The organism is Nocardia sp. NPDC006630, from assembly GCF_040611495.1.
Lineage (GTDB): Bacteria > Actinomycetota > Actinomycetes > Mycobacteriales > Mycobacteriaceae > Nocardia.
The window spans coordinates 95449-122038 of record NZ_JBEXOK010000005.1 but is presented as its reverse complement, the minus strand read 5'-3'; the positions used below and the strand labels follow the sequence as shown (position 1 = coordinate 122038).

Below are 26590 nucleotides of genomic sequence, written 5' to 3'. Positions count from 1 at the left end.
GCTACTTGATCACCCGCTCGTAGTCTTCGGCCAGTTCGATCTGGGTGCGGATCTTCTCGCGCAGCTCCGGCGTCCACTCCGGCGGGGCGGCAATGGCGGCCCAGCCGTCCAGCACCAGGGAACCGTAATTGTGCCCGTGGCCGTCGCTGACACCCTGTGCGTTGGTGAGGTCGGCGGCGACCTGCCAGAACGTCACCACGGGCGACCAGCGCATCTGCGGGGAGACATCCGAGCCGCGTGGCTCGGAGAGCCAATCCGGTTGGGAGAACAGCAGATCCGGCGACCACCAGACAATGGGGTCGGACGGGTGCATGAGATAGGCGATGCGGGGTCGCCGCCAATCGGGTGAGGGTTTGTCCAGATCGGGTGCGGTGGCGGCGAACCGCACCACCAGGCCGTCCGCGTATACCGGATCCACCTCGCGGGTGCCGGGATCGCGGCGGGAGACGAACTGCTGCCACAGCCGATTCGAATTGGGCGGGCCCACCCACAGCGCGCCGTCCACCTTGGAGCGCAGATCGGCCAGACCGTCGAAAGCGGCTTCGGAGCCCTGCGAACCCAGGCTCTCGCCGTAGACCAGCAGTTTCGGCCGCGCGTTCGGCGGGCGCGCCGACCACGCCCGGTAGACCGCGTCGAACATCTTCTTGCCCGCGATCGCCACCTTCTGCCGGTCCGCCAGGAAGGACAGCACACTCGGCAGATACGAGTACTGCGAGGCGAGAATGGCGGTGTCGCCGCCGTACATGTACTCGAGCGCGGCGGCGCTCATGGAGTTCACCCAGCCGGTGCCGGTGGTCGTGGTGATGACCAGCACCTTGCGGTCGAAGGCACCCGTGCGCTGCAGTTCGGCGACGGCCAGGTCCTCCTCGGTGGTGGCCGCGGGCGCGGACTGCAGGCCCACGTACACCCGAATGGGCTGGCGCGCGGGCTTTCCGGTGACCGCGCTGATCAGCATGGGGTCGGGTCCGTGCGAGACGAACCAGCGGCCCTCGAAGCCGAGGGTCTCCCATTTGGCCAGTGATTGCGGACTGCCCGAACGTTCCGGCAGGGTGGGCTGCACCGCGAACTGGGTCGTCTGGTTGTTGCGCACACTGAAGGCCGAGTTGGCGACCGCGAAGAAGGCGCGGCTGGCGACACCGTTGAAGAGCGTGACGATGAGGATCGTCAGCAGCAGCACACCGGTGGCCGGTGCGAGCTTGGGCGGCACCCGCACCCAGCGGCTGAGCTGACGGGCGATGAACCGCACCAGTTCTCGCAGGGTGCGGAACACCGCCACCACGAGCGCGCCGACGGCGAAGCTGAGTCCGCCGGTGCGCAGGTAGGCGGCGCGGGTGGTGCCCTCCATATCCATCAGGCCGGTGATCTCGCGCTGCCAGTCCGCGGACAGCACCAGCATGTAGGCGGCCACCAGGGCGCAGGTCAGCACCACCGCGACCTTCAGCACGTAGCGCACCCACTCGGGCGGGCTGCCGATCGTCAGCCGGGGCCGAATCCACCTGCGGAACAACCACTGCAGCACACAGCCGACCCCGTAGCCGAGCGCCGCGTTGACACCGGAGATGAGACCCTGGAAGAGCCAGTCGCGAGGCAGCAGCGACGGCGTGACCGACAGGGCGAAGAAGACGGTGGCGACCACCAGGCCGGTGTGATTGAGATCGACGATGTCCTCGGCGCGCTTGGCCACCACCGCAATCCGGCGGCCCCAGCCACGACGGGCCAACGCGGCGCCACGAGCGCGCAGCCGCGTCAGAACCTGGGCGGGGTCGAACACCCGTCAAGTATGGAGGGCGGCGCGCGGAATCCGGGGATGCTCGGGTGTGAGCGGCACCATGATCACGGCGTGTCGAGACTACCCATCGCACTCGAGTAGTAGTACGCGGTCGTGCCGGGGCCCCGGTCAGCAGACTCACACAGCATGAGCACCACCAGCGCACAGACCAAGAGCACCAACGCCTTTCTGGCCCAGGCTGCCATCGCGTTCGGAATCAGCTTCTCCGCCAACACCATCGGCATCGTCTACCTGCCCCTGGACATCTGGCAGCGCGGATTCCTCCTGATGACCACCCTTTTCCTGGTGAGCAGCTGCTTCACCCTCGCGAAAGTGGTCCGCGACCAACACGAATCCTCGAAGGTGCACAGCCGCATCGACGAAGCCCGCCTGGAAAAGCTGATGGCAGAACACGACCCGTTCAAAGTCGCCGGTTAGCCCAACTCCCAAAAGCCACCCTCCCGCCGAGTCCGGTTGATACGAGGGGTCCGGACCTGGCGGGAGGGTGGCTTCAGTTGTTCAGCGGCTCAGTGCTCGAAGTGGCCGAAGAGGGCGGGGAGGGTGCCTTCGAAGGCGGTGCGGAGTTCTTCCAGGGTCGCGGTGAACTGGCCCTGCACCTCGACCGAGTCCGAGCCCTGGTCGACGACGCCGATGCGCACCCACGGGAGGTCGCGGGCGGAGCACATCTTGGTGAAGCGGGTCTCCTCCGAGCGCGGGACGGCGACCAGCACGCGTCCGGCGGATTCGGAGAAGAGGGTGACGAACGGGTCTTCGCCCTCGGGAACGATGATGCGGCAACCGGTTTCACCGGCCAGCGCGGCCTCGACGACGGACTGGATGAGCCCGCCCTCCGACAGGTCGTGCGCGGCGCTGATCATGCCGTCGCGGCTGCCGGAGGTGAGGATCTCCGAAAGCAGCTGTTCGCGAGCGAAGTCCACCTTGGGCGGCAGCCCGCCGAGGTGATCGTGCTCGACCTGCGCCCAGATGGAGCCGTCCAGCTCGTCGTGGGTCTCGCCGAGCAGAATCAGCGTCTCGCCGGGCTCCAGGCCCAGGCCGGTCGGGATGCGGCGGTGCACATCGTCGATGACGCCGAGCACGCCGACCACGGGGGTCGGCAGAATGGCGGTCTGGCCGGTCTGGTTGTAGAAGGACACATTGCCGCCGGTCACCGGAATGCCCAGCGCCACACAGCCGTCCGCGAGACCGCGCACGGCCTGCTGGAACTGCCACATGACGCCCGGATCCTCCGGCGAACCGAAGTTGAGGCAGTTGGTGACGGCCTTCGGGGTGGCTCCGGTGGTCGCCACATTGCGGAACGCCTCGGCCAGCGCCAGCTGCGCACCGGTGTACGGGTCCAGCTTGGTGTAGCGGCCCGAGGCGTCGGTGGCCAGCGCGATACCGCGGCCGGACTCCTCGTCGATGCGAATGACACCCGCATCGGCGTGCTCGGCCAGCACGGTATTGCCGCGCACGTAGCGGTCGTACTGCTCGGTGATCCACTTGCGCGAGCACAGCTGCGGGCTGGCGATCATCTTCAGCAGGGTGGCGCGCAGTTCGTCGCCGGACTTCGGGCGGTTCAGCGCGGCAGTCGAATCCGCGTTGAGGGCGTCCTGATCGGCCGGGCGCTGCACGGGGCGCTCGTACACCGGGCCGTGGTGGGCGACGGTGCGCGGCGGCACATCCACCACAACCTCGCCGTGCCAGGTGATTTCGAGGTGCTCGCCGTCGGTGACCTCACCGATGACGGTGGCATTGGTCTCCCACTTCTTGCAGATCGCCATGAAGCGATCCACATTCTCCGGGGCGACCACGGCGCACATGCGCTCCTGCGATTCGCTCGAAAGAATCTCGGCGGGAGTCATATTGGCGGCGCGCAGCGGCACCTGATCCAGGTCGATGTGCATACCGCCGGAACCGGCCGCGGCCAGTTCGGAGGTGGCGCAGGACAGGCCGGCGCCGCCGAGGTCCTGGATGCCGACGACCACGCCGGAGTGGTACAGCTCGAGACAGCACTCGATGAGCACCTTCTCGGTGAACGGGTCGCCGACCTGCACGCTCGGCAGTTTCTTACGGCCGGAACCGGATTCGTCGCCGGAGAAGGTGTCCGAGGCGAGGACGGACACGCCGCCGATGCCGTCGAGGCCGGTGCGCGCACCGAACAGAATGATCTTGTTGCCCTCACCGGAGGCGAAGGCCAGCTTCAGGTCCTCGACCCGCATGACGCCCGCGCACAGCGCATTGACGAGCGGATTGCCCTGGTAGGAAGCGTCGAAGACAGTCTCGCCACCCACATTCGGCAGGCCGAGCGAGTTGCCGTAACCGCCGACACCGCGCACCACACCGTCGACGACGCGCCGGGTGTCCGGGTGATCCGCCGCACCGAAGCGCAGCTGATCCATGACCGCGATCGGGCGCGCGCCCATGGCCATGATGTCGCGGACGATGCCGCCGACGCCGGTGGCCGCACCCTGATAGGGCTCCACGTACGAGGGGTGGTTGTGCGATTCCACCTTGAAGGTGACCGCCCACCCGTCGCCGATATCCACCACACCGGCGTTCTCGCCGATACCGGCGAGCATGGACTTGCGCATCTCCTCGGTGGTGGTCTCACCGAAGTAGCGCAGATGCACCTTCGAGGACTTGTACGAGCAGTGCTCGGACCACATCACCGAGTACATGGCCAGCTCGGCATCCGTGGGGCGACGCCCCAGGATTTCCTTGATGCGGGCGTACTCGTCGTCCTTGAGGCCGAGTTCCTTGTAGGGCTGCGGGCTGTCCGAGGTGGCCGCGGCGTTGCTGACGGTATCGACGTGGCTGGTCACGGGAATACCAGAGTCCTTTCGGCCGGGCAGGTGCAGTACCGAGAGCCCGTAGCTGGAAGTCGGCGAGAGATAGGTCGGAGTCTAATTGCCGAGGTTGCGCCCGCTGACACGGCCTCCGGCGTGCGACTCCCGCATTGACCACCGAACGCGACCGGGCACGTCAACTGACGCGCCTGCCCAGCTAGTCTGTCCCGGTGAACGAACGATCCGGGGTGGCGGATCCGGCGGAGAAGCCTGCGCCCGCGCCCAACGCCGCCAGGCTGTCGCGGCAGCAGATACAGCTGCTCGCTATCGCCGTGGTGCTGTTCGCGGTGTCGGCGGGGATCAGTTATGCCGCCAAGTTCTGGCACGGATATATCGACCTGCAGGTGTACCGCAATGGCGCGCGGGCCTGGCTCGACAACAAGGATCTCTACGGTCCGATGCCGCCGGTGTACGGGCTCGGACTGCCGTTCACCTATCCCCCGCTGGCCGCGCTGTTCTTCGCGCCGCTGGCGATCATGCCGCTCGTGATCTCCGAGTGGGCGGTGCTGGCGACCTCGGTCATCGCACTGGGCGTGACGCTGTGGGTGGTGCTGGACCGGCTGCGGCCGAGCCTGCCGCGGGCGACCCGGCTGGCCGTTGTGGTCGGCGGGGTCGGTCTGCTGGAGTTGCTGGAACCGATTCGCCAGACCTACGGGTTCGGGCAGATCAATCTGGTGCTGATGGCGGCCATCGCCCTGGATTGCCTGGTGCGCAAGCCGTTCTGGCCGCGCGGCATGCTGATCGGCATCGCGGTGTCGGTGAAGCTGACGCCCGCCGGCTATCTGCTGTACTTCCTGCTGCGCAAGGACTGGAAGGGCGCGGCCACGCTGGTGCTCTCCACCGCCGGTGCGGTCATCGTGGGTTTCGCACTGTTCCCGCATGATTCGGTGCAGTACTGGTTCCACACCATCTCCGATACCGGGCGCATCGGGCCGCCCTGGTTCGCGGGCAATCAATCCCTGAAGGGCTTCGCCTACCGGCTGGGCGTCTCCGATTCGGTGGCGACGCTCATCTGGCTGGTGCTGTCGGTGCTGGCCGTGGCGCTGGCCGCGATCTGGATGAAGCGCCTGTTCTCCGTGGGCGCGAACGCCGCCGCACTGCTGGTGAATGCCGGTGCCGTACTGCTGGTTTCGCCGGTGTCGTGGTCACACCACTGGGTGTGGATCGCACCGGCGCTGCTGGTGGCCGCCGATGCCATCGCCCGCGGTCGCCGCAATCCGGCGTTCCTCACCGCGGTGTTCGTGGCGACCGTCATGTTCGCCATCGGCCCGCAGTGGTTGCTGCCGCACGATCACGATCGGGAACTGGCCTGGGCCTGGTGGCAGCAGATCATCGGGAGCAGCTACGTGCTGTTCACGCTGGGCGCCTTCATCGTCGCCGCCCTGACCTACCACCCGGTCCGGGACTCGGCGTCGCTCGAAGAGCCGGCCGAGAGCCCGGCATAGCCACTGCCACAACACTTTCGGATCGCGCCGACCGCAGTAAGCGGTCGGCGCGATCTTTTTCTACCGAGCCTCGTCGGGCGTGAGGAACGCGGCCAGGGCGGCCGCGTAGGCGGGAACGTCTGCGGCGCCCATCATTTCGCGGGCGGAGTGCATGGCCAGCTGGGCCGCACCCACATCCACGGTCGGCATGCCGGTGGCGGCCGCCGTCATCGGCCCGATGGTGGAACCGCAGGGCAGATCGGCGCGGTGGACATACCGCTGCAGCGGCACGCCGGCCTGTGCGCAGGCCAGGGCGAACGCCCCCGCACCGGCCGCATCGGTCGCGTAGCGCAGGTTCTGATTGACCTTCAGCACCGGACCGCCGCCGACCTCGATGCGGTGCATGGGCTCGTGCCGGTCGGGGTAGTTGGGGTGGGTCGCATGCGCCATATCGCCGGAGGCGCAGACGGATCCGGCGATGGCCGCCAGGTATTCGGCCCGGCCGCCGCCGCGGGTCAGCACAATGCGCTCCAAAACCGTGGGCAACAGCCCGGATTGGGCGCCCCGATCGGATTGGCTGCCGACCTCCTCGTGATCGAACATCGCCAGCACCGGCACAGCCGCACCCGGTTCGGCGACAGCGGCCAGGAAGGCGCGCAATCCGGCGTAGCAGGTGCCCTGATTGTCCAGGCGCGGTGCGCTGATCAGATCCAGATCGCGGCCGATGAGCTTGGACGGCACCAGATCATGGGTCATGAGCTCCCAGCCCAGCACCGCATTCGCTTCGATGCCGGAGCGTTCGGCGATGAAGGCCAGGAACGAGCGCGGTTCTCCGCCGATCCCCCACACCGCGTTCACATGCCGCTGCGGATCCAGGGTGACCCCGCGCCGGTCCTCGGACAGGTGGATGGCCAGCTGCGGCACCCGCAGGATCGGTTCGTCGATGCGAATCAGGCGCTCCCGCACCATATTTCCGTCGCGAATCGACAGGCGCCCGGAGATGCCGAGATCGCGGTCCAGCCACGAATTGAGCCAGGCCCCGCCGTAGGGTTCGAGGCCGACCATCTGCCAGCCCGCCACCGCGGTATCGGGATGCTGTTTGACCCGCAGATTCGGGCTGTCGGTATGCGCGCCGACCACGCGGAACGGGGTGGCCTGCCCGGTGCGGAATCCGGTGGGCGCGCCCGGGCCGCCATCGGACCAGGCGACCAGCGAACCGCTGCGCACCACGTAGTAGCGCCCCGCGCTACTCGAGGGCCAGGGCGCGGATTCCGAGAGCCGGGTGAAGCCGTGATCGTCGAGTTCGGCGGCGACGGTGCGGCATACATGAAACGGCGACGGAGAGGCGTCGATGAATTCGCACAGTCCGGCGGCGGTCGCGGTGGTCTCGGCAACTGGCATGACTGCGATCCTAAGCATTCACAGTTCAGTTTTCGCCGACGGTCGGCCTATCCGCCCGCCCGCGCGTGTGGCCCCGGAATCCGCATACCGCCCCGGAATCAGTGCGACAGCGGAAGATCCGAGACCCGCTCCAGCAGCCGCAGCAGCTCCACGTAGTCGTCACCGCCGAAGTGGCGGCGCAGCTCGGCCTCGGCGCGCATCTCCTCGATGCGCACCTCGTCCACCAGGTCGGCCCCGCGCCGGCTCAGCCCGATGAGGATGCGGCGGCGGTCATCGGCGGCGGCGACCCGGAAGATGAGACCGCGCTCGGCCAGATGGTCGGCGTGCCGGGTGGCGGAGGACGGTGGAAGCTGCGTGCGCACGGCCAGTTCACTCATGGTGATACCGGTATCGCAGGAGAGGTTCGTCAGCATGCACCATTGATCGGCGGTCAGCCGCCTGGCGCACAGTGCGGCGTCGAGGTGACGAAGCCAACTGCGCTCCGCCGCCCGCAGCGCTCCGTGCAACGTGGATATTCCACCTAGAATTGTCGCCATAAGCCCGCCCATCAAATTGCTCGAACGAGGGGAAGGGTATCCGATGACCTCGTTCCGCGGCAGCCCCGAAAACTGTATCGAGATCCTGAACATAGTTCCGCTACAGGGTCCCGGCGGTATCTTCGCCCCTTCCTGCGAGGCCGCCATTTCATTGGCTGCTGAAGAAATCAACAGTGGGACAGGAATTCTCGGGCGCGAATTACGTGTCACCCACATTGACGGCGGGCGGGAACCGGCCGAGGTGGCGCGCGAGGTGTCGGCGCTGCTGGCCACCGGAATGGTGCATGCGATTACCGGCTGGCACACCTCCGCGGTGCGGCGGGCGGTGACGCGGGTGACCGCGGGACGGGTGCCCTACCTTTTCGCCACCGACCACGAGGGATTGGACGTGGCGCCGCCCGGCCTGTTCCTGGTCGGCTCGGATCCGGGGCGTCAACTGCTGCCCGCGCTGCGCTGGCTGCGGCGCGAGCTGGGGGCGCGGCGCTGGGCGATCATCGGCAACGATTATGTGTGGCCGCGGCGTACGGCCGCGGTGGTGCGGGCGGAATTGGGTGCGCACGGGGGCGTCGCGCTGGAACGGTTCGTCCCTTTGGAGAAGTTCGTACCATTCGGCGCCGAGGATTTCGGCGACTTTCTCGCCGATCCGCGGCTGGACCGTTGTGATGGGGTGATCGTGCTCTTGGTCGGCGCCGACGTTGCCCGATTTAACCGACAATTCGCCCTAATCGGACGTGATCAGTCGCAACTGCGCGTCAGTCCGGCCGTGGATGACAATGTGCTGCTCGCCGCGGGCGCCAATGCCAACCGGAATCTCTATGTGCCGTCGAGTTTCTTCGTGAACGGTCCGGCGAACCGGGAACGGCTCGATCGCTACCGGCGACTGCACGGTGAGTTCGCACCCGCCCTCACCAACTTCAGCAATACCGAATACGAGGCGCTGCACGCGCTCGGGGCCATGGCGCACGCGGCGGGCACCCTGGATGTCCGGCGCCTGCACAATGCGGTCGCGAACGGGCCCGTGCTCGAAACACCTTCGGGCAGGCTCGGTTTCGACGGCAGTCAACTGCTCTTCCCGAGCTACATTGCCCGCGCCGACGGCATCCGGTTCGACGTCCTCGACCGCATCTGCGCGTGAAAACGAAGAGCCCGCAACACCACTGGTGTTGCGGGCTCTCGTGAGTATCGGACTAGGCCGAGACGAGGGCGTCCAGGACCGAGAAGAACATGCCGAGACCGTCATCGCTCGGACCGGTCAGCGCCTCGGTGGCGTGCTCCGGGTGCGGCATGAGGCCCACGATGCGGCCGTCGGCCGAGGTGATGCCCGCAATACCGCGCTGCGAACCGTTCGGATTGTCGCCCGAGTAGCGGAACACCACGCGGCCTTCGCCTTCGAGCTCGTCGAGCGTGGCCTGGGACGCCTGGTAGCGGCCCTCACCGGACTTGAGCGGGACCAGGATCTGGGCGCCGGGCTCGTACCGCGAGGTCCATGCGGTGTCCGCATTGTCCACGGTCAGCCACTGGTCGCGGCAGATGAAGTGCAGGCCCTCGTTGCGGGTCAGCACGCCGGGCAGCAGACCGGCCTCGCACAGGATCTGGAAGCCGTTGCAGATGCCCAGCACCGGCAGGCCCTGGCCCGCGGCCTCGATGACCTTCTCCATGACCGGCGCGAACCGGGCGATGGCGCCGGTGCGCAGGTAGTCCCCGTAGGAGAAGCCGCCGGGCACGATGACCGCGTCGACACCCTTCAGATCGGCGTCACCGTGCCAGAGGCTGACCGCCTCGGCGCCGGCGAGCTTCACCGCGCGGGCGGCGTCGACATCGTCCAGGGTGCCCGGGAAGGTGATGACTCCGATGCGCGCAGTCACAGCCGCACCACTTTCCAGTCCTCGATGACGGTATTGGCGAGCAGCGATTCGGCGATCTGCTCGAGCTCGGCGTCGCTCACATCCTCGGCCACATCCAGCTCGAAGCGCTTGCCCTGCCGCACCTCCGAGATGCCGGGGTGACCCAGGCGCCCCAGCGCACCGACAATGGCCTGACCCTGCGGATCCAGGATTTCGGCCTTCGGCATCACCTCGACCACGACACGTGCCACGCGTTGCTCCTCAGCTGGTGGGGCGGGCCCGGGCGCAGTGCTCTTCAACAGTGCGGCCGAGCGGGGGTTTCGCAGATCAGCGTAGTTGGCGCGACCCGGATGCCCTCCGCCGGGTCGAGGACTACCGTTTCCCTCATGCGGATAGCCCATTTCGGACACTCATGCATTCTGGTGGAGCTGAACGGCGCGAAGATCCTGTTCGATCCCGGTAATTTCTCGCACGGGTTCGAGGGCATCACCGGACTCGACGCCATTGCCGTCACGCATCAGCATCCCGATCACATCTGCCCCAATCGCATCGAGGCGCTCATCGACGCCAACCCGCAGGCCCGGCTGCTGTCGGACCCGCAGACCGCCCAGCAGCGCGGGGAGCCGTGGGAGGCCGTGCAGGCGGGCAATGTGCTGAAGGTCAAGGATGTGCAGATCACCGGCGGCGGTGGACGGCACGCGGTCATCCACCCGGAGATCCCGGTCATCGACAACACGGTCTTCCAGCTCGGCACCCCGGACGATCCGGCCCAGCTGGTGCACCCCGGCGACTCGCTGTGGGTGCCGCCGGTTCCGGTGGGCGTCCTCGCGCTGCCCGCGGTCGCGCCGTGGATGCGGATCAGCGAGGCGGTCGATTACCTGCGCGCGGTGAATCCGCGCACCGCCTTCCCCATCCACTTCGGCATCATCGAACCGGCCGCACAGGGCATCTACTTCGGCCGCCTCAATGAAATGGCGCCCTCCAACACCGAATTCCAGGTCATCCAGGCCGAGGACCACACCGAGTTCTGAGCCGCGGACCTCTCGTCGGCCCCCTCGTCAGACCTCTCGTCATCCCGGCATGCTTTTGGCCGGGATCCACACAGGCTGCGCTCCAGCCGGTTTCAGTGGATCCCGGCCAAAAGCGCGCCGGGATGACGGGCGCGGGCTACCCGGTGTAGGAGGCGAGGAACAGCGCCTCCGCCAAGGCCATGTGCTCGATTTCGGTCGGATCGACGCTTTCGTTCGGTGCGTGGATCAGGCATTTGGGCTCTTCGACGCCCATCAGCATGATCTCGGCCTCGGGGTAGGTGTCGGCGAAGACATTGCAGAGCGGGATGGAGCCGCCCTGGCCCGAGGTGGTGGAGGGGCGGCCGTAGGCGGCGGCGAAGGCGGCCTCCATGGCGGTGCGGGCGGGCCCGTGCGTGCTGCCGACGAACGGGGAGCCGGTGGCCTCGGTCTCGATGGTCACCTCGGCATGCCAGGGCGTATTCGATTGCAGGTGCGCGGTAAGGGCTTTCAGCGCCTGCTGCGGATCGGTACCGGGCGGGATGCGCAGATTCAGGCGGGCCCGGGCCTTGGGCTGGATGGCGGCGGCGGAACCCACCACCGGCGGCACGTCCATACCGAGCACGGTGAGTGCCGGTCGCGCCCACAGCATATCGGAGACGGTGCCGCTGCCGAGCAGGTCGACGCCCTCGAGAACACCTGCGTCGGAACGGAATTGGTCTTCGGGGTACTGTGCGCCGTCCCATTTCTGGTCACTGGTGAGACCCTCGACCGTGGTATTGCCGTCGGCATCGCGCAGGGTGGACAGCAGCTGGATCAGCGCCGCCAGCGCATCCGGGGCGGGACCGCCGAACATGCCGGAATGCATGGAGCCGGAGAGGGTTTCGACGGTCACCACCACATTCACATTGCCGCGCAGGGTCTGCGTGAAGGTCGGCACGCCGACCGCGAAATTGCCGCAGTCGCAGATCAGCAGGGTGTCCGCGCGCAGCAACTCCACATTCTTCGGCACGAAGGCTTCCAGCCCGCCCGTGCCCTGCTCCTCGGAACCCTCTGCCACCAGCGTCAATCCGACGGGAAACCTATCGCCGGACACCTTCCGCAGTGCGCGCAGGGCGGTGAGGTGCGTGACGATATTGCCCTTGCAGTCCGCGCTGCCACGGCCGTACCAGCGGCCGTCCTTCTCGGTGAGCTCCCAGACCGGAGTCTGCCATTCGGCGTCACCCAGCGGCGGCTGCACGTCGTAGTGGCAGTAGAGCATGATCGTCGGCGCACCGGGCGGGGCCGGATAGCGCGCGACCACCGCATTGCTGCCGTCCGGCGTCTCGTGCAGCCCCACATCCGTGAGCCCTTCGGCGGCAAAGGCATCGGCCACCCACTGCGCCGTCTTCAGGCACTCCTCCACCGGGAACTGCCGGGCGTCGTACACGGACCTGTACGAAACAAGTTCGGTGAGATCGCTTTTCGCCCGCGGCATGAGTTCCCGCACCGCGGACCGCAGCGCTTCGGTATCGGTCATTTCGTCTCCTCCATCAGTGCTCCGTATCCGATGTCACTGTGCCTTCTTCAGGTTGCCAGTCTCCTCCAGATACGCGGCAAGCTTGTCCGGGCAATAGGTTTCGATGGCGATCGAGGTCGCGGTGAAGACATCGCGATCGGCGATGACCGGACGCGTACCGGGACCGCCGGCGCCATTGGTGATCGCCGACTGATACTGCGCCTTGATGAGCGGCGAGTGCGGATCCTGGCACAGCAGTCCGCCGTCCTCACCGAGTGAATCGGCGATGACCTTCGGCTCCGGCGAGGTGAAACCCGCTGCGATCAACCGCGATTGCAGTACCTGCGCCCGGCGCAATGCGATATCACTGTCCCGATCGCGGTGGAAGGCGATCGCGCCCGCAATGGCGATGACCACCAGCACCACCGCCACCGACAGGTACACCAGGCGTCGTGTCGCATCGGGCGCCCCCGGATGCACGGTCGTCATGCGATGGCCTCCTCGGGTGCGTCGATCTTCCAGCCGGGTTTGCGGAAGCGCATGAACAGGTAGGGAATCAGCAGCCCGACAATGCCCATGCCCAGCCCGATGAGCACCACATAGCTCAGGCCGTTGCCGCTGCCGTACTGCGAGGGCGGCACGAAGCCGATGAGGAAGGCCGCCACCGACGAGGTCGCGCCCAGCCCGCACAGTGCGGCCAGCGCCGGCGCCCGATAGCCGCGCGGATGGTCGGGTTGGTTGCGGCGCAGGCGAATCGCAGCGGCGAACATGAGCACGTACATGATCAGATACACCTGGGTGGTGATCACCGAGAGGATCCAGTAGGCACTCGAGACGTCGGGGATGAAGGCGTACAGCAGCGCCAGCAGTGTGGTCACCACGCCCTGTGCGACGAGCATGTTCTGTTGCACGCCATGCTTGTTCAGGCGTGTCAGGATCGGCGGCAGATAGCCCTCCTGGCGGCCGATGAGCAGCAGCCCCTTGGAGGGCCCGGCCAGCCAGGTGAGCATGCCGCCCAGCGCCGCCGCCACCAGCATCACGCCCAATATCGGTGTCAGGAAACCGATGTCGAAGTGGTTGAAGAAGCCGTCGAAGGCCTGCATGACGCCGGCGGTGAGGCTCAGATTCTTGGACGGCACCACCCAGCTGATCACCACGGCGGGCACGATGAAGATCAGCAGCACCAGGGCGACGGCCAGGGCCATGGCCTTCGGATATTCCTTGCCCGGATTCTTCAGCGAGGACACGTGCACCGCGTTCATCTCCATGCCCGCGTAGGACAGGAAGTTGTTCACGATGAGCACCAGGCTGGCCACACCGGTCCAGGCGGGCAGCAGATGACCGCCGTCCATCGGCGCGGCCGACGGATTGCCCTGTGCCAGGAAGACCAGACCCAGCACCACCAGCAGCGCGCCCGGAATCAGCGTGCCGATGATGAGCCCCATACTCGACAGCCCCGCAACGGTTTTGGTGCCCTGCGAGGAGACGAAGACCGCCACCCAGTAGATGGTGATGATGACTATGGCCACATAGGTGCCATTGGCCGCCAGCGACGGATCGATGATGTACGCGAAAGTGCTTGCCACATAGGCCAGCAGGCTCGGGTAATAGAAAATGGTCATGGCGAACTGGCACCACACCGCGAGAAATCCCATCGGCTGCGAGAGCCCCTCGCCCACCCATTTGTAGACCCCGCCGGCCCAGCCCGAGGCCAGCTCCGCCGCCACGAAGGCGGTCGGGAGCAGGAACAGCAGTGCCGGAATCAGGTAGAGAAATACGCATGCCAGGCCGTACACCGCCATGGTCGGCGAGGACCGCAGGCTGGCCACCGAACTGGTGGTCATCAGGGCCAGCGTCACCCAGGACATGTACTTGGTCGTGGTGGCCTTCGCCGCGGTCACCGTTGCCATGTCCACCCCCCGCGTGGCACCGTGGCGGACATCACTTGCCCTATGACATGCTGATAGTCCATAGCGCTGAATAGTAACCGTCCAGCAACTATCAATTGATTACGAAACGGTCTACGCATCAACCATTTTCACTGATCAACGAGCGTTCGGAATGCATTCAGCAAATAGATAGCTAGTACCGACGCTGGAGGTTGGATGACGGGCAATCCGCACACCGACGACGACGTATTCTCCCTGCCCGGCCTCAGCCGCGGCGCACCCAAGGCCGGCTTCCCCGCGGTGGAAATGCCGCCCGACGCGGCCTATGAGATCGTGCACGGCGAATTGCTGCTGGACGGCGTCTCCCGGATGAACCTGGCCACCTTCTGCACCACCTGGGTCGATGATCAGGCCCGGCGGCTCATGGACGAGGCCATCGGCAAGAACATCGTCGACAAGGACGAGTACCCGCAGACCGCCGAACTCGAGCGGCGCTGCGTCCGCATGATCGCCGACCTGTGGCACGCGCCCGATCCGGAGACCACGCTCGGCACCTCCACCACCGGATCCAGCGAGGCCGCCATGCTGGGCGGGCTGGCCGCGAAATTCCGCTGGCGCAAGCGCGGCGGCACCGGCACCCCCAATTTCGTCTGCGGACCGGTGCAGGTGTGCTGGGAGAAATTCGCCCGCTACTTCGATGTGGAGATCCGCCAGATCCCCTTGCGCGGCAACCGGCTCACCATGCACCCGGACGATGTGGCCGCCTACTGCGATGCGAACACCATCATGGTGGTGCCCACCTTCGGGCAGACCTTCACCGGACTGTTCGAGGATGTCGCCGGCATCAGCAAGGCCCTCGACGATCTACAGCAGAAGACCGGACTCGACATTCCCATGCACGTGGACGCGGCCAGCGGCGGCTTCCTCGCCCCGTTCTGCGCACCCGATCTGGTGTGGGACTTCCGGCTGCCGCGCGTGAAATCGATCAATGCCTCCGGGCACAAGACCGGCCTGGCGCCGCTGGGCGCCGGCTGGGCCATGTGGCGCAGCGCCGCCGATCTGCCCAAGGAACTCATCTTCGATGTAGATTACCTCGGCGGCAGCATGGCCACCTTCAATCTCAATTTCTCCCGGCCCGGCGGGCAGGTCATCACCCAGTACTACGACTTCATTCGCCTGGGCCGCACCGGCTATCGCAAGGTGCAGACGGCGATCTACCTGGCCGCCCAGCATCTGGCGGCGGGGCTGGTCGAACTGGGCATGTTCGAGATGATCCACGACGGCCATCCGGAGCGCGGCATCACCGCCGTCTCGTGGCGGCTGACCGGGGACCGCAATTTCAATCTCTACGACCTGTCCGACCGGCTGCGCACCCGCGGCTGGCTGATCGCGGCGTATCCGCTGCCCGCCGACCGCGGCGACGAGACCATCATGCGTGCGGTGCTGCGGCACGGCTTCACCCGCGATATGGCCGATCTGCTGCTCACCGATGTGGTGCGCAGTCTGCAGCAGCTCAACGCACACCCGCTCAGCACCTCGCTCACCCGCAAGGAAGCGGGCGGGTTCACCCACAGTGCCACTGCGGCAGTGCCTTCCACGGAACTCCCGAAATAGCAGCGGGGTCCGGGGCACTCCCCCGAACCCCGCCCCGGATCAGTTCGCCGGCTCGGCCTCGGCCAGGCCGACGGTGCCGAGCAGCCAGGAGTACTCGAAGGCGATTTCCTTCCACCGCTCGTACCGGCCGCTGGGGCCGCCGTGCCCGGAGGTCATATCGGTCTTGAGGATGAGCTGGGAATTGCCGGTCTTGGTGGCGCGCAGCTTCGCGACCCACTTGGCCGGTTCCACGTAGTACACCCGGGTGTCATTGAGACCGGTCATGGCCAGGATCGCCGGATAGTCCTTGGCCTCGACGTTCTCGTACGGCGAGTAGGACTTCATGTAGTCGTAGACGTCCTTGTCGTCCAACGGATTTCCCCACTCCTCCCATTCGGAGGTGGTGAGCGGCAGCTCCGGAAGCAGCATGGAGGTCAGCGGGTCCACGAACGGCACATTGGTGAGAATGCCCGCGAAGAGTTCGGGCGCGAGATTGGCGACCGCACCCACGAGCAACCCGCCCGCGCTACCGCCGTCGGCGACCATCCGATCCGGGGTGGTGACGCCGGTATCGACGAGATGCCGTGCGCAGGAGAGGAAATCGGTGAAGGTGTTCTTCTTGGTGAGCATCTTGCCCTGGTCGTACCAGAACCGGCCCATCTCGCCGCCGCCGCGCACATGCGCGACCACGAACACCATGCCGCGATCGAGCACCGACAGTCGGGCGATCGAGAAGCCCGGATCGATACTGGCCTCGTAGGAGCCGTATCCGTAGAGCAGCAACGGTTTCGGACCCGCCGGGGCATCCTTGCGCTGCACGATGGAGATCGGAATCCGGGTGCCGTCCGCGGCCACCGCCCAATCCCGGCGCTGCTCGTAATCGTCCGCGTTGTACTCGCCGAGCACCACCTGCTCCTTGCGCAGCAGCAGCTCTCCGGTCTCGGGCACGTAGTCGAAGATCTGCATCGGCGTGACGAAGGAGGTGAGTCCCATGCGCAGCGTCGGTGTCTCCCACTCCGGATTGCCGCCGAGTCCGGCGGAGAACAGGGTGAGCCCGAAATCGACTTCTTTGAGCTCGCCGTAGCCGTCGGAGGTCAAGGGCCACACCGCAACTCGCGGCAGCGCCTCGCGGCGGTAGCTGAGCACCAGCTTGTCGGAGAAGACGTCGACATCCTCGAGCCGCACATCCGCGCGATGCGGGATCAGAATCGTCTGATCCGCCGGATCGGAGAGCGGCGCCTCCGACAGCAGGAAGTTCTCCGACTTCACCCCGTCCACGACATCGTTGTGCAGGATGAGCAGCTTGTCCTCGCCGCCGATCACCGCGTGATCGGCCGAGTACGACACGCCCTCGCGGCGCGGCAGCAGGACCCGGAACTCGCCCTCCGGATTATCGGACTCCAGGAACCAGACCTCACTGGTGAGCTTCGAATCGGCCCCGATCACCAGGAACTTCTCCGAGCGGGTGGTGCCCACCCCGACCCCGAAGCGCTCATCGGCCTCGTGGAAGACCCGGACATCGGCGCTCGGCTCGGTGCCCAGCCGGTGCCGCCAGATGCTGTCGGGCCGCCAGGACTCGTCGACGGTCACATAGAAGACGTGCGTGCCGTCCAGCGACCAGGTCGCGCCGCCGCCGGTCCCAGGGATCTCGTCGGGCAGCAGTTCGCCGGTCTCCACATTCTTGACGCGCAGGGTGTAGCGCTCGTCGCCGACCGTATCGACCGAATAGGCCAGCAGATCGCCCGCCTGGCTCAGCGAGGAGGCGCCGAGTGAGAAGAATTCGTGGCCCTCGGCCAATTCGTTCGAATCCAGCAGCACCTGCTCGCCCGGGATATCGACACCGACCTCCAGCAGCGGCGGCGTCCAGTCGTCCGCATCGGCGATCGGGCAGCGGCAGAACACGCCGTACTGCTTGCCTTCGAAACTGCGCGAGTAGTACCAGTACTTGCCCATCCGGGTGGGCAGCGACAGATCGGTCTCCCGGGTGCGCCCCTTGATCTCCTCGTAGATCTTCTCGCGCAGCGGGGCCAGCGCCTCCGTCTGCGCATCCGTAAAGGCGTTCTCCTCCTCCAAATAGGAGATGACCTCGGGATTCTTCTTCTCCCGCAACCATTCGTAGTCGTCTACGAAGACATCGCCGTGGTGCACGCGCTCGGTCGGCACCCGCTTGGCGATCGGCGCCGAAATAACCGCGCCGGAATTGGAGGTCGCGCTACCACTGCTGTCCAGAGCCATGGCGACCAGGTTAGTGGTGTGAACCCCCGCCACGCCGCAGACCCTGCCACCTCATCGCGACAACCGGCGGTCAGGCGCGACGGCGCCGGGCCGGGGCCACGTGCTGGCAGTGCTCGTACAGGTAGAAGACCGCTGCTTTGCGCCGGGCGCACTGATCGGTGGGACAGCTGCGGTGGATCTGCAGAATGCTGTCCGCCAGTTCCACATTGAAGCGTTCCGGGACGGCATCGCAGCTGTCGGAGATGGGGGCAGCTCGCTGCTGGGACCATGGCGTGCGCACCACATACCTCCTTCCGCTGACACAGAATGGAATATCCGATCCGGAGGTCGCGCAAACACTGGCATTATGAGTGCGATCCACATCACCGTCCAGTACTCGCCGCTCATCGCACAGGGAGTCCGGAGTTGGAAACAGCGAAGAATCGCGAGATCGAGGCCGACGCCGTCTGGCGGCGTGGCGACGACAATGCGGAGGGCGTCGAAATCGCCTTCCTGTCCAGCGGAAATATCGGCCTGCGGGATTCCCGCAACCCGGACGGGCCGGTGCTGGTGTTCACCCCCGGGGAGTGGCGGGCGTTCGTGGCAGGCGCCAAGGACGGCGAATTCAACCGTCCCGGAGCCTGATCCGCGCCGGGGAGCGGATCGGCGCTAGGCGCCGATCGCCCCGGCGATGGTCGGCCAGGAATCGTGCAGTCCGTCCTGCCAGTACGACCAGGAGTGCGTGCCCACCGGGCTGTAGTCCACGCGCGCAGGGATATTCAGATCCCGCAGCCGCTGCGCGAAGGTGTCGACGCAGGCGTTCACACCGAATTCGATGGGACCGCCGAAGAAGATGTTCTCCGGCAGCTGCGGTTTGATCTCCAGCTCGTGCGGGCCGGGCAGACCGGTACCGGTGGACAGGTAGATGGTCTTACCGCGCAACCGATCGGCCATCAGCGCCGGATTGTGCTCGGCCCAGGCCGGACTGGTGGGGCCGCCCCACATATTGAACGGATTGCCGCCGCGATTGGCGATGGAGAACATGGTCGCGCCCTGCGCGATGGTGGTGTCCGGGCAGGCGCTGTACCCGGCGACCGCGCGATACAGGTCCGGGTGCCGCACCGTGAGGGTGAAGGCCGCATTGCCACCCATGGACAAACCACCGATGGCGTTCACCCCGTTACCGGAGAAATAATCGTCGATGAGCGGCGGAAGCTCTTCTGTCAGAAAGGTTTCCCACTTGTACCGGCCGAAGCGCGGATCATCGGAGATCCAGTCGGTGTAGTAGCTGGCCTGCCCGCCCATGGGCAGCACCACATTCACGTTCTTGTCCCGGAAGAAGGGCTCGGCATCGGTGGCATTGGTCCAGGTGCTCTGGGTGGCGCCCGGATCGAGACCGTCGAGCAGATAGAAGCTGGGGCGGGAGCCGCCGCCGGCCGGATGCAGGACCTGCACCTGAATGGTCCGGCCCATCGCGGGCGAATCGACGAACATGGCGGAGCGGTTGGCATTCAGGTCGTCGACCCGGATGACGCTGGCCGCGTGGCCCGTGGCCGGTGGCGCTAACGCCGGACTGAGCAATCCTGCGGCTACTGCTAAAACCGCTGCGGAAACAACTCTTCTACGCATGCCCCACCTCCATCAGCCCACCACGATCGCGTTCCAACGTAACTCGAGTCGCGTGGGGTGCGAGGACTATTCGGTCGATGGCGTGTCCCTGGCAAACCAATTGGTTCGCATATGTTAATGCAAATTAGCTATGAATTGCCAGCGGCGCGCTCCAATACCCCGCGAATAGATCCGGCCAGGTAATCCAGGTCCGCACGGGCCGGAGAAGTGGGCCGCGCCCGCAGCCCGAACCCATCCCCCGGAGTGCGTGGGATCACATGCAGGTGCACATGGAACACCTCCTGCCCCGCTGTGACACCGTCGGCGAGGAAGAAATTCACCCCGTCGCACTGCACCTCGGAGGCCCGCAGCGCGGCCGCCAACTGCTGCCCGACCCGAAAGAGCTTGCCGCCCATGGCCGGATCCAGCTCGGCCAGACTCCGCGCCGGAACCTTCGGAATCACCAGCAGATGCCCCGGCGTCACCGGGCGGATATCAAGGAACGCCAGCACGTCGTCGTCCTCGTACACCTTGCTGGCCGGCGCCTGCCCGGCAACGATTTCCGAGAAGATCGTGTACGGATTCATACCCGCAGCCTGCCAGAAACACCTCGACCCCGGACCGATGGGCCGGGGTCGAGAGTCGAAAGTTCGCCGCTGCCTACAGAATCGGGGCCGGGGTGTAGCGCGCGGCCTCCGGATCGGCGTCGACCAGCTTCTGCACCTGCGCGATCACGGCGGCCGTCTGCGCCTCGGCGGCGCCGATGAACGCGGAGCGATCGGCCAGCGCCGCGTCCAGGGCGGCACGGTCCAGCGGCATGCGATCGTCGGCGGCCAGGCGATCCAGCAGATCCGGCTCCCGGCCCTGCTCGCGCATGTCCAGGGCCACGGCCACGGCGTGCTCCTTGATGACCTCGTGCGCGGTCTCCCGGCCCACACCGGCCCGGACCGCCGCCATCAGCAGGCGGGTGGTGGCCAGGAACGGCAGGTACCGATCCAGCTCACGGCCGATGACGGCCGGGTAGGCGCCGAATTCGGCCAGGATGGTCAGGAAGGTCTCCATCATGCCGTCGACGGCGAAGAAGGCGTCCGGCAGCGCGACCCGGCGCACCACCGAGCAGAACACATCGCCCTCGTTCCACTGGGCGCCCGCCAGCTCGGCGCCCATCGAGGCGTAACCGCGCAGAATGACCTGCAGCCCGTTGACCCGCTCGGCGGAACGGGAGTTCATCTTGTGCGGCATGGCCGAGGAACCGACCTGCCCCTTCTGGAAGCCCTCGGTGACCAGCTCGTTGCCGGCCATCAGGCGAATGGTGTGCGCGAAAGACGAAGGGCCCGCACCGATCTGGACCAGCGCGGAGAGCACATCGTGATCCAGCGAGCGCGGATACACCTGGCCAACACTGGTGAAGACATTCTTGAAACCGAGGTGGTGCGCCACCTTCTGCTCCAGCTGCGCCAGCTTGGCCGCATCGCCGTCCAGCAGATCGAGCATGTCCTGCGCGGTGCCCATCGGGCCCTTGATACCGCGCAGCGGATAGCGGTCGATCAGCTCCTGCACGCGGGTGAGCGCGATGAGCAGCTCATCGGCCGCGGAGGCGAAACGCTTACCGAGGGTGGTGGCCTGCGCCGCCACATTGTGCGAGCGGCCGGCCATCACCAGCGACTGGTATTCGGCGGCCCGCTCGGCCAGCCGGGCGGCGATCGCCACGCCGTGCGCGTACACATGCTCCAGCGAGAGCCGGATCTGCAACTGCTCGACATTCTCGGTGAGGTCGCGCGAGGTCATGCCCTTGTGCACATGCTCATGCCCGGCAAGGGCATTGAACTCCTCGATGCGCGCCTTCACATCGTGCCGGGTCACGCGCTCCCGCTCGGCGATCGACTTCAGATCGACCTGATCGACCACCCGCTCGTAATCCTCGACCACCCCGGCCGGTACCTCGATACCCAGCTCGGACTGAGCGCGCAGCACTTCCAGCCACAGCCGCCGCTCGAGAACGATCTTGTTCTCGGGCGACCACAACTGAACCAGCGCGGGGCTGGCATAACGGGTGGCAAGGACGTTCGGCACAGAGGTCACGTTGTGCCAGTTTACCGGCCGGGTGCAGCACGATTTGCCGCAGCTTCACCCGAGGCCGGGCGCCTCGCCGAGGTATCCCGGCTTCGTCGGTGAGACAGGAGTTTTCGTCAATCCGGGCAGTTAAGCGGGCGGGGCGACTACGTCGATCACTTCCAGCAGTGCGCCCCGGGCCATGCGCCGGGGCTGGGGATCGGGTTCGCCGAGGGCAGTCACCACCGCGCCGTCGACCACGGCCACGAGCCGGCGGGTCTGTTCCGGGCGTACTACGCGGTCGGAGCGGCGCAGCACGTCGGCGAGCAGCTCGTCGAGCTGGGCGCGTAGTCGGAACTGCACCTCGCGTAGTTCCGGATGGCGGGCGGAGGCCACCGAACGCTCGTAGCGGGCGATGAGCTGGCCGCGGGCGTCCTCGTCGGCCATATCCGGGCCGACGAGCAGATCCAGCACCAGATCCACGGTCGCCTCGGCGCCGCGCCGGCGGTGGGTCACCTCGCCGACCCGGCGGCGCATGGCATCGAGTTCGGCATTGCCGGAGAATTCGACCGCACGCGCGATCAAATCCTCCAGCGATTCGAAGTAGTAGGTGGTGGACGCCAGCGGCAGATCCGCGCGCGTCGCCACCGAGCGGTGTCGTACGGCCTCGAAGCCGCCCTCGAGGAGCAGCTCGGCGGCGGCACATACGAGCGCTTGGCGACGCTTCTCGCCTTTCGGAGTCGTCGCAGTGGTCACGGATGCAATCGTGCCAGTCATCATCGGTTCATCTGACCCAAATCTGTGCGATCTGTGGTGATTCCGGTTCGAACGGCGTTCCGGCGACGAATTCAGGCCAGATAGCGTTCCAACCGGTCCAGTGCTTCTTCGATATCGGCGCTCGCTCCGGCGAACGAGAAGCGCACCGTATGGGTGCCGCTGACCGTGTCGAAGTCGATGCCCGGGGCAAGCGCCACCCCCGTGTGGTCGAGCACCTCGGTACACCATCGCATCGAATCATCGGTCAGGTGAGCAATATCCGCGTATGCGTAGAAGGCGCCGTCCGCCGGAGCCAGATCGGTAATGCCCAATTTCGGCAGACCGGTCAGCAGCAACTGCCGATTGGCGGCATAGCGGGCCACATGCCCGTCGAGTTCGGCCTTGGCCTCCGCACCGAAGGCGTGCACGGCCGCGTACTGCGAAATAGCCGGCGGGCAGACGGTCATATTCGAGGCGAGCCGCTGCAGCGCCGGGCGCATGGTCTCCGGCACCAGCATCCAGCCGAGCCGCCAGCCCGTCATGGAGAAGTATTTGGACACCGATCCGATAACCACCGATTCCCGGGAGGTCTCCCAGGCGGAGGAGGTCGGCTCGGTGCTTGTGGACAGCGCCGTGTCGTAGACGATGCCGTGGTAGATCTCGTCCGAGATGAGCAGTGTCCCGTGCTCATCGCACCAGCGGGCCAGGGCCGCCAGCTCCGCGGGCGCGATCATGGTCCCGGTCGGATTGGCCGGACTCGCCACGATCAGGCCCGCGGGCGGCTCCGGCAGCGCCTCGAGCATGGCAACGGTGGGCTGAAAACGCGTCTCCGGGCCGCAATCAAGCTCGACCACCCGGCAACCCAGCGCGGTGAGCGTATTGCGGTAGGCGGGATACCCCGGCCGCGCCACCACCACGGTGTCCCCGAGATCGAAAGCGGCCAGGAACAGCAGCGTGAACGCGCCGGACGATCCGGTCGTCACCACCACGTCATCAGCGCTCACCCGGACCCCGTAGGTGCTCCGATGATGCTCGGCAATGGCCTCCCGCAGCGCCAGGATCCCGAAAGTCTCGGTGTACCCGAGCAATTCGGAATCCATGGCCGCCTTGGTGGCCCGCAATACCGCCTGCGGGGCCGGCGTGGACGGCTGCCCCGCGGCCAGCACAAGTACGTCACCATGGGAACGCGCCCGTTCAGCTGCTGCCTTCCAGACATCCATCACGTAAAAAGGTGGAATGGTCGACCGGCGAGATTCGATACGCACTCGACAGACGGTAGAGCACCCGCTCCCCCGGCTGTCCGCAGATGGCCGCCGGAATGCCTGAGGAGGCTCGCATGCAGGGGGGACCAGCGGCTACCGAGGAGGACTCGGCAGCACGACTATCGGCCGCCGCCACCACCGGGACCAGCGCGAACGGCGGCGCACCGGCGACTCACGCCGTGGCGGATTCGGAACGCGAGGAGTCGGCGGCCATCGCCTCGAGACCCGGGGACGATGACGGCGCCGCGAGTCTCCCGGAGCTCGAGTTCGCGGAATCGGAGATCGAGGGCGACTCCGAGCCGCACGCGCAGGGGTTCCGGGCAGGGGTCGACAGATATACCCCGGGGGTCAGAGCCCACCTGGCCGGGCCGGACGAGCCGCCGTCACGGCTGCGCGAATATGCGGCGCGGGCGGGGCACGCATCGATACGAGGCGCAGAACGGGCGCGGCGGCAGCTGCCGATAGTGCGCGCCCGGGGCGTCGAGATGTGGGCGCGGCGGCCACGGTCTCGGGCGGAGTTCGGGGCGCTGGTCGAGCAAACGAAGACCGAGGCGCGGCAGCAGTGGCCGGTGACTCGGGCATGGGCGATCAGACATCGTGTGCTGATCGGCGGGGTGGTGGCGGTGCTCGTGTTCGCGGGGGCGGACAGCGCACTGGGGGCCATTCCGATCGATGCGACCGTGGAACCCGGTATGGCACTGCGGGTTCCGGTGGCGAATCCACTGCAGATACATACCGTGCCCGCATCGACGAAGCGATATCTCGACGCCATCAGCAATGGTGAGCGCCTGCGGGAGTCCGCGGTGGTATCCGCCGCCGCGCGCGACACACTGGATCGGGCCAAGGCCGAAGCCGCCGCGGCGGTGTCCGGTCAGCCGCAACCGTGGATGGTCACGACACCCGCTCCCGACGCCACCCTGCCGCCCGGCTTCGCGATCCCCGGCATCGGCGGCTTCGCGCTCCCCGCCAAGGGCGCGTTCACCTCGGGATTCGGATCACGCTGGGGCACCTTCCACGCGGGCGTCGATATCGCCGCCCCGATCGGTTCGCCCATCTACGCGGTCGCGGCGGGCACGGTCATCGACGCGGGCCCGGCGCAGGGTTTCGGGCTGTGGGTGCGCATCCGGCACGATGACGGCACCATCTCCGTCTACGGCCACATGTACGACTTCTTCGTCTCGGTCGGCGAACGCGTCCCGGCCGGCATGCAGATCGCCCGTATCGGCAATCGCGGCGACTCCACCGGTCCGCATCTGCATTTCGAGATCATCATCAACGGCCAGCACGTGGACCCGCAGCCGTGGCTGGCCCAGCGCGGCATCCAGCTGACCCCCTGAGCCGAAATCTGTCATCCCGGCACGTTTTCGGCCGGGATCCACAGCGGACGATGGATCCCGGCCGAAAGCACGCCGGGATGACGGAGGTGTGTCAGACCGCCGGTGCGGGGATGGTGATCCGTCCCTCGGTGGCCGCGAGCGCGATATCGGTGCGGTAGTGGCCGCCGGGCAGTTTGATGCCCGCGATCCGGTCGTAGGCGTTCTTGCGAGCCTCGGCGAGGTCGGCGCCCTGCCCGACAATGGCCAGCACACGGCCGCCCGCGGAGACGATGGAACCGTCCGCGCGCTGGGCGGTACCGGCGTGCAGCACCTCGGATTCGGTTCCGGCGCCGGAGGATTCGGCCCCGGAGATGACATCGCCGCTGCGCGGCCGGCCCGGGTAGTTCTCGGCAGCCAGCACTACGGTGACGGCCGAGCCGTCCTTCCAGCGCGGCGCCGCGACCTGATCGAGGGTGCCGGTGGCGGTGGCGTGCAGCAGCTCGCCGATCGGGCTGTCCAGCATGGCCAGTACGGCCTGGGTCTCGGGATCGCCGAAGCGGCAGTTGAATTCGATGACGGCGGGCCCGGCCTGCCCGATGGCCAGCCCCGCGTACAGCAGGCCGCTGAACGGCACGCCGCGCCGGACCATTTCGGCCGCAACGGGTTTCACCACATCGTCGACAATGGCCCGCAGCGTTTCGTCGGTCAGCCACGGCAGCGGCGTGTACGCGCCCATGCCGCCGGTATTGGGCCCGGTATCGCCGTCGCCGACCCGCTTGTGATCCTGGGCGGGCAGCAGCGGCACCACATTCTCGCCGTCGACAAGACAGAACAGCGACACCTCGGGACCGTCGAGGAAGGACTCCAGCAGCACCGGATGCCCGTTCTCCAGCAGCTCCGCGCCGTGGTCACGCGCGATCCGGCGGTCGGCGGTCACCACCACGCCCTTGCCCGCGGCCAGCCCGTCGTCCTTCACGACCCAGGTGGGCCCGAAGCGATCGAGCGCGGCATCCAGCTCACCCGGATGATCGACGATCTCACTGTGCGCGGTGCGCACACCCGCCGCGTTCATGACGTCCTTGGCAAAAGCCTTGGACCCCTCGATGCGCGCGGCGGCCGCCGACGGCCCGAAGGCCGCGATGCCCGCGGCCCGCACCGCATCGGCCACACCGAGCACCAGCGGCACCTCGGGACCGATCACGACCAGGTCCGACTTCAACTCCCGGGCCAGCGCGACCACCTCGTCGCCCGAGCTCGGGTCGACCGCTCGCACGTCGACATGTTGAGCAATCCCCGCATTACCGGGCGCGACCGCCACCGCGGTCACCGCCGGGTCCCGGCGCAGAGCCAGGGCAAGGGCATGTTCACGGGCTCCGGAACCGATGACGAGTACGCGCACGGCAGACAGCTTAAAGCGTGCCCGGAGCTCACCACCGGGCGGTTCGCGCACGCCCGTCGTGGCCCGCCCCGTTCTGGACTGAGCGGAGCAATGCCGCGCAGCGGCGAGCGGAGGGAGGGAAGAACGGGGTAACAGGGCCACGACCCCGCCCGCAGCGAAGCGAAGGGCAGAATATCC

At 67.1% G+C, this 26590-nt stretch carries 24 protein-coding genes; 7 read left to right on the top strand and 17 right to left on the bottom strand.

The window, feature by feature from the left end; translation table 11 throughout:
• Window position 1: 1 nt before the first annotated feature.
• A complete protein-coding gene (locus ABZX86_RS15825) occupies window positions 2-1771 on the bottom strand; it encodes an alpha/beta hydrolase (RefSeq protein ID WP_355124047.1) in 1770 nt (589 codons plus the stop codon).
• 144 nt (window positions 1772-1915) lie between these two features.
• On the opposite strand from ABZX86_RS15825, the gene ABZX86_RS15820 reads away from it, so the two are divergent.
• On the top strand, window positions 1916-2206 hold the full coding sequence (locus ABZX86_RS15820; RefSeq protein WP_297623328.1) for a YiaA/YiaB family inner membrane protein: 291 nt from the start codon (window positions 1916-1918) through the stop codon (window positions 2204-2206).
• 89 nt (window positions 2207-2295) lie between these two features.
• On the opposite strand, the gene purL is transcribed toward ABZX86_RS15820, so the two are convergent.
• Entirely contained in the window at window positions 2296-4590 is a 2295-nt protein-coding gene (gene purL, locus ABZX86_RS15815; protein ID WP_355124045.1) for a phosphoribosylformylglycinamidine synthase subunit PurL, read from the bottom strand.
• 194 nt (window positions 4591-4784) lie between these two features.
• On the opposite strand from purL, the gene ABZX86_RS15810 reads away from it, so the two are divergent.
• A complete protein-coding gene (locus ABZX86_RS15810; RefSeq protein WP_355124043.1) occupies window positions 4785-6059 on the top strand; it encodes a glycosyltransferase 87 family protein in 1275 nt (424 codons plus the stop codon).
• A 60-nt stretch (window positions 6060-6119) separates the two neighbouring features.
• On the opposite strand, the gene ABZX86_RS15805 is transcribed toward ABZX86_RS15810, so the two are convergent.
• Window positions 6120-7439 carry a M18 family aminopeptidase gene (locus tag ABZX86_RS15805; RefSeq protein WP_355124041.1) on the bottom strand — a complete coding sequence of 440 codons (1320 nt, stop codon included), beginning with the start codon at window positions 7437-7439 and terminating at the stop codon, window positions 6120-6122.
• A 98-nt stretch (window positions 7440-7537) separates the two neighbouring features.
• Window positions 7538-7975 (bottom strand): MarR family transcriptional regulator, encoded by a 438-nt coding sequence (locus tag ABZX86_RS15800; RefSeq protein WP_355124039.1) that lies wholly within the window; start codon window positions 7973-7975, stop codon window positions 7538-7540.
• A 43-nt stretch (window positions 7976-8018) separates the two neighbouring features.
• Here ABZX86_RS15800 and ABZX86_RS15795 point away from each other — a divergent pair, with 43 nt between their 5' ends.
• The gene (locus ABZX86_RS15795; RefSeq protein WP_355124037.1) at window positions 8019-9110 is read left to right on the top strand and encodes a substrate-binding domain-containing protein; all 1092 of its coding nucleotides are present in this window, start codon (window positions 8019-8021) and stop codon (window positions 9108-9110) included.
• A 52-nt stretch (window positions 9111-9162) separates the two neighbouring features.
• Here ABZX86_RS15795 and purQ read toward each other — a convergent pair whose 3' ends face one another.
• Both purQ and purS read right to left on the bottom strand, forming a co-directional pair.
• Complete coding sequence (gene purQ, locus ABZX86_RS15790; protein WP_355124035.1) at window positions 9163-9840, bottom strand: phosphoribosylformylglycinamidine synthase subunit PurQ; 678 nt, start codon at window positions 9838-9840, stop codon at window positions 9163-9165.
• Window positions 9837-10070, bottom strand: coding sequence for a phosphoribosylformylglycinamidine synthase subunit PurS (purS, locus tag ABZX86_RS15785; RefSeq protein WP_327143475.1), 234 nt, complete (start codon window positions 10068-10070; stop codon window positions 9837-9839). Before purS ends, purQ begins: the two co-directional genes overlap by 4 nt.
• A gap of 135 nt (window positions 10071-10205) precedes the next feature.
• On the opposite strand from purS, the gene ABZX86_RS15780 reads away from it, so the two are divergent.
• Window positions 10206-10850 carry an MBL fold metallo-hydrolase gene (locus ABZX86_RS15780; protein WP_355124033.1) on the top strand — a complete coding sequence of 215 codons (645 nt, stop codon included), beginning with the start codon at window positions 10206-10208 and terminating at the stop codon, window positions 10848-10850.
• Window positions 10851-10986: 136 nt separating this feature from the next.
• On the opposite strand, the gene ABZX86_RS15775 is transcribed toward ABZX86_RS15780, so the two are convergent.
• Genes ABZX86_RS15775 through ABZX86_RS15765 form a run of 3 tightly spaced genes read right to left on the bottom strand, consistent with a single transcriptional unit; the run spans window position 10987 to window position 14234 of the window.
• Window positions 10987-12345, bottom strand: coding sequence for a dipeptidase (locus tag ABZX86_RS15775; RefSeq protein WP_355124031.1), 1359 nt, complete (start codon window positions 12343-12345; stop codon window positions 10987-10989).
• Between the two features lie 33 nt (window positions 12346-12378).
• Entirely contained in the window at window positions 12379-12813 is a 435-nt protein-coding gene (locus ABZX86_RS15770; RefSeq protein WP_355124029.1) for a hypothetical protein, read from the bottom strand.
• The gene (locus tag ABZX86_RS15765) at window positions 12810-14234 is read right to left on the bottom strand and encodes an APC family permease (RefSeq protein WP_355124027.1); all 1425 of its coding nucleotides are present in this window, start codon (window positions 14232-14234) and stop codon (window positions 12810-12812) included. Before ABZX86_RS15765 ends, ABZX86_RS15770 begins: the two co-directional genes overlap by 4 nt.
• Before the next feature lie 195 nt (window positions 14235-14429).
• Between ABZX86_RS15765 and ABZX86_RS15760 the strand changes: the two genes are divergently transcribed.
• Window positions 14430-15827 (top strand): glutamate decarboxylase, encoded by a 1398-nt coding sequence (locus tag ABZX86_RS15760; RefSeq protein WP_355124025.1) that lies wholly within the window; start codon window positions 14430-14432, stop codon window positions 15825-15827.
• 39 nt (window positions 15828-15866) lie between these two features.
• Here the strand turns inward: ABZX86_RS15760 and ABZX86_RS15755 are convergent, their stop codons facing one another.
• Both ABZX86_RS15755 and ABZX86_RS15750 read right to left on the bottom strand, forming a co-directional pair.
• On the bottom strand, window positions 15867-18041 hold the full coding sequence (locus tag ABZX86_RS15755) for a S9 family peptidase (protein ID WP_355124023.1): 2175 nt from the start codon (window positions 18039-18041) through the stop codon (window positions 15867-15869).
• A 70-nt stretch (window positions 18042-18111) separates the two neighbouring features.
• Window positions 18112-18321, bottom strand: coding sequence for a hypothetical protein (locus tag ABZX86_RS15750; RefSeq protein WP_355124021.1), 210 nt, complete (start codon window positions 18319-18321; stop codon window positions 18112-18114).
• Between the two features lie 149 nt (window positions 18322-18470).
• Between ABZX86_RS15750 and ABZX86_RS15745 the strand changes: the two genes are divergently transcribed.
• Window positions 18471-18665 (top strand): DUF397 domain-containing protein, encoded by a 195-nt coding sequence (locus ABZX86_RS15745; RefSeq protein ID WP_355124842.1) that lies wholly within the window; start codon window positions 18471-18473, stop codon window positions 18663-18665.
• A 24-nt stretch (window positions 18666-18689) separates the two neighbouring features.
• Here ABZX86_RS15745 and ABZX86_RS15740 read toward each other — a convergent pair whose 3' ends face one another.
• From ABZX86_RS15740 to ABZX86_RS15720, 5 genes are all read right to left on the bottom strand, one after another.
• A complete protein-coding gene (locus tag ABZX86_RS15740; RefSeq protein ID WP_355124019.1) occupies window positions 18690-19649 on the bottom strand; it encodes an alpha/beta hydrolase family protein in 960 nt (319 codons plus the stop codon).
• A gap of 128 nt (window positions 19650-19777) precedes the next feature.
• Complete coding sequence (locus tag ABZX86_RS15735; protein WP_355124017.1) at window positions 19778-20215, bottom strand: HIT domain-containing protein; 438 nt, start codon at window positions 20213-20215, stop codon at window positions 19778-19780.
• A 73-nt stretch (window positions 20216-20288) separates the two neighbouring features.
• Entirely contained in the window at window positions 20289-21710 is a 1422-nt protein-coding gene (purB, locus tag ABZX86_RS15730; protein WP_355124015.1) for an adenylosuccinate lyase, read from the bottom strand.
• A 120-nt stretch (window positions 21711-21830) separates the two neighbouring features.
• Window positions 21831-22436 carry a TetR family transcriptional regulator gene (locus tag ABZX86_RS15725; protein WP_327143464.1) on the bottom strand — a complete coding sequence of 202 codons (606 nt, stop codon included), beginning with the start codon at window positions 22434-22436 and terminating at the stop codon, window positions 21831-21833.
• Window positions 22437-22528: 92 nt separating this feature from the next.
• Complete coding sequence (locus ABZX86_RS15720) at window positions 22529-23701, bottom strand: pyridoxal phosphate-dependent aminotransferase (protein WP_355124013.1); 1173 nt, start codon at window positions 23699-23701, stop codon at window positions 22529-22531.
• A 386-nt stretch (window positions 23702-24087) separates the two neighbouring features.
• Here ABZX86_RS15720 and ABZX86_RS15715 point away from each other — a divergent pair, with 386 nt between their 5' ends.
• On the top strand, window positions 24088-25035 hold the full coding sequence (locus ABZX86_RS15715; protein WP_355124841.1) for a M23 family metallopeptidase: 948 nt from the start codon (window positions 24088-24090) through the stop codon (window positions 25033-25035).
• A 91-nt stretch (window positions 25036-25126) separates the two neighbouring features.
• On the opposite strand, the gene purD is transcribed toward ABZX86_RS15715, so the two are convergent.
• Window positions 25127-26413 carry a phosphoribosylamine--glycine ligase gene (gene purD / locus ABZX86_RS15710; protein ID WP_355124011.1) on the bottom strand — a complete coding sequence of 429 codons (1287 nt, stop codon included), beginning with the start codon at window positions 26411-26413 and terminating at the stop codon, window positions 25127-25129.
• Window positions 26414-26590 lie beyond the last annotated feature (177 nt).

Excerpts from the sequence above, each read along its gene's own strand:
- ABZX86_RS15800 (WP_355124039.1), bottom strand. The coding sequence starts at position 7,975 with ATGGCGACAATTCTAGGTGGAATATCCACGTTGCACGGAGCGCTGCGG.
- ABZX86_RS15805 (WP_355124041.1), bottom strand. The coding sequence starts at position 7,439 with ATGCCAGTTGCCGAGACCACCGCGACCGCCGCCGGACTGTGCGAATTC.
- ABZX86_RS15765 (WP_355124027.1), bottom strand. The coding sequence starts at position 14,234 with ATGGCAACGGTGACCGCGGCGAAGGCCACCACGACCAAGTACATGTCC.
- ABZX86_RS15760 (WP_355124025.1), top strand. The coding sequence starts at position 14,430 with ATGACGGGCAATCCGCACACCGACGACGACGTATTCTCCCTGCCCGGC.
- ABZX86_RS15735 (WP_355124017.1), bottom strand. The coding sequence starts at position 20,215 with ATGAATCCGTACACGATCTTCTCGGAAATCGTTGCCGGGCAGGCGCCG.
- ABZX86_RS15820 (WP_297623328.1), top strand. The coding sequence starts at position 1,916 with ATGAGCACCACCAGCGCACAGACCAAGAGCACCAACGCCTTTCTGGCC.
- ABZX86_RS15770 (WP_355124029.1), bottom strand. The coding sequence starts at position 12,813 with ATGACGACCGTGCATCCGGGGGCGCCCGATGCGACACGACGCCTGGTG.
- ABZX86_RS15795 (WP_355124037.1), top strand. The coding sequence starts at position 8,019 with ATGACCTCGTTCCGCGGCAGCCCCGAAAACTGTATCGAGATCCTGAAC.
- ABZX86_RS15740 (WP_355124019.1), bottom strand. The coding sequence starts at position 19,649 with ATGCGTAGAAGAGTTGTTTCCGCAGCGGTTTTAGCAGTAGCCGCAGGA.
- ABZX86_RS15775 (WP_355124031.1), bottom strand. The coding sequence starts at position 12,345 with ATGACCGATACCGAAGCGCTGCGGTCCGCGGTGCGGGAACTCATGCCG.
- ABZX86_RS15755 (WP_355124023.1), bottom strand. The coding sequence starts at position 18,041 with ATGGCTCTGGACAGCAGTGGTAGCGCGACCTCCAATTCCGGCGCGGTT.
- ABZX86_RS15780 (WP_355124033.1), top strand. The coding sequence starts at position 10,206 with ATGCGGATAGCCCATTTCGGACACTCATGCATTCTGGTGGAGCTGAAC.